Raw genomic sequence first — 6,348 nt, forward strand, 5'->3', positions numbered from 1 at the left:
CCGCGCGCCGCATCGCCCACCTTCGCGCCCCCGCCGCCCCTCCACGCGCGCCCCCACCCCGTCCTTCCGCCGCCGCCCCGCCCGCCGCCGCGGTTCGCGAACGTGGCACGCGCCACCGGCCATTGCCAGAGGGGGCAGGGCTCGGGCATGCTCCCTGGAACGCGTCGGCGGACCGCCTCGGGCGGGCCCTTCGGGGAGGAGTGAGGCCGTACCCTTGGGGGTATGCGCTGGGGAAGGCGATTCCCGGACAGTCGCACGGTCCGGTGATCGTGCCGCTCCCTGTTCCTCCCCGTGCGCCGCTTTCCCCGAGATTCCCCCTGATTCGTCTTCCCTGATTCCTTCTTCCGTCTTCCTTGTCACGAGGACTCACTCGCCGAGACACCGATGGCCGGTCACGAATTCCCCGAACCAGCGGACCGCAAGCGGCCCACCGCCGAAACGGCGGCCGATCCCCTCGCGCTGGAGGAAAACCGCCCGTCCTGCGATCCGGCCTTCCGGCACGGCGTCGTGGTCGGCTTCGACGGTTCCACCTCCAGTGAACGGGCTCTCTCCTATGCCGTGGGGCTCGCACTGCGCGCCGCCTCGGCGCTGATCATCGTCCACGTGGCCAACCGGCTGCCCACCACCGTGTGGGCGGGCTGCGAGCCACCCGTCTTCGTCGACGTCCCCGACCACCGCACCGAGGTCCTCGGCCTGGAGCTGGCCTGCGCCGACTTCCTCTCCGAGGTGCCCTGGGTCCTGGTGGAGCGGGGCGGCGACATCTGTCACGAACTGGAGGAGGTGGGCAAGGAGTACGAGGCGGACGCCATCGTCGTCGGTACGACGCACGGCGTCGTGGGCCGCATCTTCGGCTCCGTCTCGGGCCGCCTCGCCCGCCGCGCCCAGCGACCGGTGATCGTCATCCCCTGAGCGGGACGCGACACGGGACCACGGCAGGGGCGCCCCACGGCCTGGGGCGCCCCTCGCTCGTACGACTCGTGCTCCTCGTAGCTCGTACGACTCGTGCTCCTCGTACGAGCGAACCTCGTAGCCGCGCCCGCGCTGGAGCGAGCGCCGCCGGCTACTCCACCGTCACCGACTTCGCCAGGTTGCGCGGCTTGTCGATGTCGCGGCCCATCGCGAGGGCCGTGTGGTAGGCGAAGAGCTGGAGCGGGATGCCCATGAGGATCGGGTCGAGCTCGTCCTCGTTCTTGGGCACGACGTAGGTGTCGTCGGCCTTCTCCTGCTTCTGGTGGGCGACGGCGAGGACGCGGCCCGCGCGGGCCTTGATCTCCTCGATCGCGGCCCGGTTCTTCTCCAGGAGGTCGTCGTCGGGGACGATCGCGACGGTCGGCAGGGCGGGCTCGATGAGGGCGAGCGGGCCGTGCTTCAGCTCAGAGGCCGGGTACGCCTCGGCGTGCACGTAACTGACCTCCTTGAGCTTCAGGCTCGCCTCGCGCGCCACGGGGTAGCCGCGCACGCGCCCGATGAACATCATCGAGCGGGCGCCCGCGTACGCCTTCGCCAGCTCCTTGACCTCGTCCTCGCGCTCCAGGATCTCGGCGATCTGCCCGGGCAGCCGTCGCAGCCCTTCCAGGAGCCGCTTGCCGTCCGCGACGGAGAGGTCGCGGATGCGGCCGAGGTGCAGGGCAAGCAGCGCGAAGGCGACGGTCGTGTTGGTGAAGCACTTGGTCGAGACGACGCAGACCTCGGGGCCGGCGTGCACGTAGATCCCGCCGTCCGTCTCACGGGCGATCGCGGAGCCCACGACGTTGACGAAACCGAGCACCTTCGCGCCCTTGCGCTTCAGCTCCTGCACGGCCGCGAGGACGTCGTAGGTCTCGCCGGACTGCGAGACGGCGATGTAGAGCGTCTCGGGGTCGACGACGGGGTTGCGGTAGCGGAACTCGCTCGCGGGCTCGGCGTCGGCGGGGATGCGGGCGATCTCCTCGATGAGCTGCGCGCCGATCTGTCCCGCGTGGTACGAGGTGCCGCAGCCGAGGATCTTGATGCGCCGCACGGTGCGGGCGTCGCGCGCGTCGAGGTTCAGCCCGTCGAGGCGCACGGTCGAGAAGCGCTCGTCGATCCGGCCGCGCAGCACGCGGTCGACGGCCTCGGCCTGCTCGCTCATCTCCTTGTGCATGTACGTGTCGTGGCCGCCCATGTCGTACGACTCGGCCTCCCACTCCACCGTGGTCGTCTCCGGGTTCGTGCGCGAGCCCTCGGTGGTGTAGGTGCGGAAGTCGTCGGCGGTGAGAGTCGCCATCTCGCCGTCGTCGAGCGTGACGATCTGGCGGGTGTGGGCGACGAGGGCGGCGACGTCGGAGGCGACGAACATCTCCTTGTCGCCGATGCCGAGCACGACGGGGGAGCCGTTGCGGGCCACGACGATGCGCTCGGGGAAGTCGGCGTGCAGCACCGCGATGCCGTACGTGCCCTCGATCTGGCCGAGCGCGGCGCGGACCCTGTCCTCCAGGGACTCGTGCGTGGCGCGGGCGATGAGGTGGGTGAGGACCTCGGTGTCGGTCTCGGAGGCGAAGACGACGCCGTCGGCGGTGAGGCGGGCGCGCAGTTCGTCGGCGTTGTCGATGATGCCGTTGTGCACGATGGCGACCTGCTCGGCCGGGTCGAGGTGGGGGTGCGCGTTGTGGTCGCTGGGGGCGCCGTGGGTCGCCCAGCGGGTGTGTGCGATGCCGGTCGTCCCGGCGAAGCGCTTGGGGATGCGCGCCTCCAGGTCGCGGACGCGGCCCTTGCCCTTGGCGAGCTTGAGGCCGGGGGCCTTCGCCTTCGGGCTGGTGATCACGACACCCGCCGAGTCGTAGCCCCGGTACTCCAGGCGCTGGAGCCCTTCGAGCAGGAGGGGGGCGACGTCGCGCCGGCCTACGTATCCCACGATTCCGCACATGTTGCTTTCGCCCCTTGGTGGTGGTGTCGGTGTTGGTGGTGGTGTTGTCGGTGGCTCTGGGTGGTGGGTTCGCGGCCGGTGGTGGGGGCCGGGCGGTGACGGTGCCGGTCGGCCGGTCGGTGGGTGCTGGGTGCCGGGTTGGTGGCCGGCTGGTTGGCGGTCGTCGGGTTCTCGGCTGTCGCGCTTTTCAGCCGTATCAGCCGTAGACGATGCGCCGGAGCTGTCGCAGGGAGAGCTGTGGCGGGGCCACCGCGCGGTGCGGCAGCTCCTCGGAGATCCGCTCGAAGATCGCCGGGTTGGTGAGGCCCTTGGCCTGGAGCTCGCGGTGCCGCCTGCGGACCCATTCCTCGGTGGTCTCGTCGTAGAACGCCAGGACGTCCATCACCACGCGATGGGCCTCGCCACGGCTCAGCGGGGTGCTCCGCGTGAGGTGGTCGAGCAGCTCGTCGAGGGGGTCGGGGTCGGGTCGGCGTTCTTGCACTCGTCGATATTGGGGGAGGGGAGGGGGGTTCTGCAAGAAATCTGCCCGAATTCGGGCAGGGGAAGGGTGGAGGGCGGCGCGGAGGGCGGGGCGGAGGGCGGGGTGGGGTGGGCGTGCGCGATCAGGTGGGGTGGGGCTTTCGGGCTCGGGGGGCTCTCGTGCTCGGGGGCGGGGCGGGCCTCTCGCGCTCGGCGGGGCGGGGTGGGCGCCTTCGCGCTGGGGGCTCTCGCGCTCGCTGAGCCAGGCGGGCTCTCCGCTCGACGGGTGGGCGCCCGCTCTTGGCGACCCCGTGACAGCCCCCTCCCTCCCTGGGGGGCGACCCCTATACCAGGATGTCAAACCCCCACCCCCCGTAACGCCAAACCACCCCCTCGCCCCTAACTGATCGTTTCAGAATGAGTTGAGCCGCGAAGCAAGGACGTGGGGGATGCCGTAGCTAGTCGGGGCTTGCCTACGGATGCTGATGTTGGACAGGGTGCCTCGGTGACTTCCTTTACGCAGCGGTACATCAGCGGTGATCATGACGGTGTCTGGGCCGACCTGCGCCGTCTTGGCTCAGTTCCAGATGCGCTTGACGAGGACTGCCGAGGGGTGGCGTTTGCGACGATGCAGCGGGTGGCAGGCCATGTGGACCGTCTCGCGGAGCAGCTGACCGACCTCGGACTCGTGCCTGTCATGCCCGCCCGGGAGCCGGTTACGGCCGAGGATCTGCGGGAGCTCGATCTTCTTCGTGCTGAGATTGGCTCCGTGCCGCCGGCTCTGGATGCATGCTTCCGCCAGGTTGGCGGCGCGTGGTTCGCTGGGGACTGCGCGGCGCTGAGCGAGTGCTACTCCACAGGGAGCCAGTACAGAGCCGCCCCGGTACTTCCTGACCCGCTGGTGCTTCCGACTGTGCAGCACCTGCGGGAGAGCTGGGGCGACTACCAGGACGCCGTGCAGGATGACCCCGAGGTTGGCGAGGACGGGTTCTTCTCCGACTTTGCGCCGGACGAGTTGCACAAGGCCAACATCAGTGGTGCCACCCACGAGATCGAGATGGCCCGGTACGTGGCCGACCCGGTCATTCACGGCGTGGCAGGCCGATCCGGCATCACCCTGGTCGAGTACTTGAGGGTGTCGATCGCCTGGGGCGGCATGCCGGGCTGGTCATTCAAGCCAGAGCAGGCGCCGACCACCCTGGCGGCGCTGCGCGTTCACCCCGACTTTTGACCAGTGGGGTCCATATCGCACCTCTACAGCCCAATCCGAACCTCACGAACCCCTCGCGGAGGTTGCTGTTGCGTCAGCACGTCGTTCGGAGTCGTCGGAGGCAGATGATGCTGCAGGCCAGTTCCAGCAGGCCCTGGTGGAGGTCGGCACGACGTTCGTAGCGGATGCGGAGCCGTTTGAATTGGTGAAGCCAGGCGAACGTGCGCTCCACCACCCAACGGGTCTTGCCCAGCCCGGAGCCGTGGGCGACGCCGCGTCGGGCGAACACCGGCTTGATGTCACGTGCCCACAACATCCGTCGGTACTTGTCGAAGTCGTAGCCGCGGTCGCCATACAGGCGCCGCGGTTTGCGACGAGGCCGTCCTCGCAACCCCCGGATCGGCGGGACCGCGTCGAGCAAAGGCAGCAGCTGGGTAACGTCGTGGCGGTTGCCGCCGGTGAGCGTTACGGCGAGCGGGGTTCCGTGCCGGTCGACTATCAGGTGGTGTTTGGAGCCAGGACGGGCACGGTCGACCGGCGAGGGGCCGACGTGATCCCCCCTTTGAGGGCCCGGACATGCGAGCCGTCGACAGCGCAGCGTTCAAGATCCAGCAGTTCGGCATGGCACAGCTCGGTCAGCAGGGCTGCGTGCGGGCGCGGCATTACGCCGGCTTCGGTCCAGTCCCGCAGGCGGCGCCAGGCCGTCACCCCGGAGCAGCCGACCATCTCGGCCGGGACGTCACGCCAGGCAACGCCGGTCCGCAGTACGTACATCACCCCGGTGAGGGCCGCCCGGTCGGGGACACGCAGTCGTCCGGGGTGGCGGCGGCGCCGCTCAGGAGAGGTTGGTAGGAGCGGAGCCACGCGCTCCCAAATGTCATCCGGAACAAGGCCAGCACGCACCCAGACACTTTGCCGACCAAGATCGCTAGACGCAAGACCCGCGGTTCAAGTCATTCTGAAACGATCAGTAAATCTGTGGATAACTCCCCTGAAGTCGCGAAACGGCTCACTCCGAAGAGTGAGCCGTTTTCTCGCAAGCCCCTGTTTTTCCACAGGCCGCACGCGATCCGCCACCGCTCAGCGCCTATCAGCCAGCTCGGCCGTACCCGCCGCTCCGCCCGTCAACGGCGCCTCCCGTCAACGGCGGCTCTTGCTCACGCGGCCCCCACTGCCACTCCCGCCACCACTGCGACTCCGGCTCTTGCTCGTGCCGCTCTTGTAGCTCTTGTGCTTCTTGTAGCTCTTGTGGTCGTCGTCCGAGTACGACGAGGACGAGCCGTTCGACGACCTCTTGCAGTCGTCGTCCTTCGGCGTGAACTTCAGCCGGGCGCCCGGCTCGGAGGAGCTGGCCTTGTTGTAGTCCTTCTGCTTCACCTCGTACCAGCGGCCGTCCTGGCTCGACTTGCCGTTGACGTTGTCGAGCTGCACGCAGTAGAGCGTGGAGGGGGTGTTCGTGGTCTGTACGAGCATCCCCTTCACCGCCTTCTGCCCTCCTCCGCCGCACGCCGTGAGCGAGAGGCTGAGCGCGAGGCCGAGGCAAGCGGCGGCGACCGTGGTGCGGCGTCGGGTGTGCATGGAGATCCCCCCGGGTAACGGACGCCGCCCCCTGCGGCGCCTCTCCAGTAAGTCCGCTCCGCACCCCCGGACGGTTCCCGCACAGGCGTACGGAGCAGAACCTTGGAACATTACCCGAAGGACCCCGACGGCCCCACGGCGGGGCCTCGCCACCGTGGCGCAGGCCCGCCACCCCCGCGCCGCGAATCCACCCCCCGCGCCGCAAAGCCGCCGCCCG

6 protein-coding genes are annotated in these 6,348 nt (G+C 69.5%); 2 read left to right on the forward strand and 4 right to left on the reverse strand.

From position 1 onward, the window contains the following. Positions 1-384 precede the first annotated feature (384 nt). A complete protein-coding gene (locus tag G3I42_RS10905) occupies positions 385-909 on the forward strand; it encodes a universal stress protein (RefSeq protein ID WP_007822581.1) in 525 nt (174 codons plus the stop codon). Between the two features lie 151 nt (positions 910-1,060). On the opposite strand, the gene glmS is transcribed toward G3I42_RS10905, so the two are convergent. Beyond that, entirely contained in the window at positions 1,061-2,884 is a 1,824-nt protein-coding gene (glmS, locus tag G3I42_RS10910) for a glutamine--fructose-6-phosphate transaminase (isomerizing) (RefSeq protein WP_164284846.1), read from the reverse strand. A gap of 196 nt (positions 2,885-3,080) precedes the next feature. Further along, positions 3,081-3,365, reverse strand: a complete 285-nt coding sequence (locus tag G3I42_RS10915; RefSeq protein WP_164284848.1) for a hypothetical protein — start codon at positions 3,363-3,365, stop codon at positions 3,081-3,083. 483 nt (positions 3,366-3,848) lie between these two features. Between G3I42_RS10915 and G3I42_RS10920 the strand changes: the two genes are divergently transcribed. Further along, positions 3,849-4,574: a hypothetical protein gene (locus G3I42_RS10920; RefSeq protein WP_164284850.1), complete on the forward strand. Its 726-nt coding sequence runs from the start codon at positions 3,849-3,851 to the stop codon at positions 4,572-4,574. A 73-nt stretch (positions 4,575-4,647) separates the two neighbouring features. On the opposite strand, the gene G3I42_RS10925 is transcribed toward G3I42_RS10920, so the two are convergent. Both G3I42_RS10925 and G3I42_RS10930 read right to left on the reverse strand, forming a co-directional pair. Further along, a protein-coding gene (locus tag G3I42_RS10925) for an IS5 family transposase (RefSeq protein ID WP_164284852.1) occupies positions 4,648-5,456 on the reverse strand; the annotation gives its coding sequence in 2 pieces (ribosomal slippage) (positions 4,648-5,108 and positions 5,108-5,456; 810 coding nt in all). Positions 5,457-5,693: 237 nt separating this feature from the next. Beyond that, a complete protein-coding gene (locus tag G3I42_RS10930; protein WP_164284844.1) occupies positions 5,694-6,131 on the reverse strand; it encodes a hypothetical protein in 438 nt (145 codons plus the stop codon). Positions 6,132-6,348: the final 217 nt, after the last annotated feature.

The sequence above is a fragment of the Streptomyces sp. SID11385 genome, from assembly GCF_010548245.1.
GTDB lineage: Bacteria > Actinomycetota > Actinomycetes > Streptomycetales > Streptomycetaceae > Streptomyces.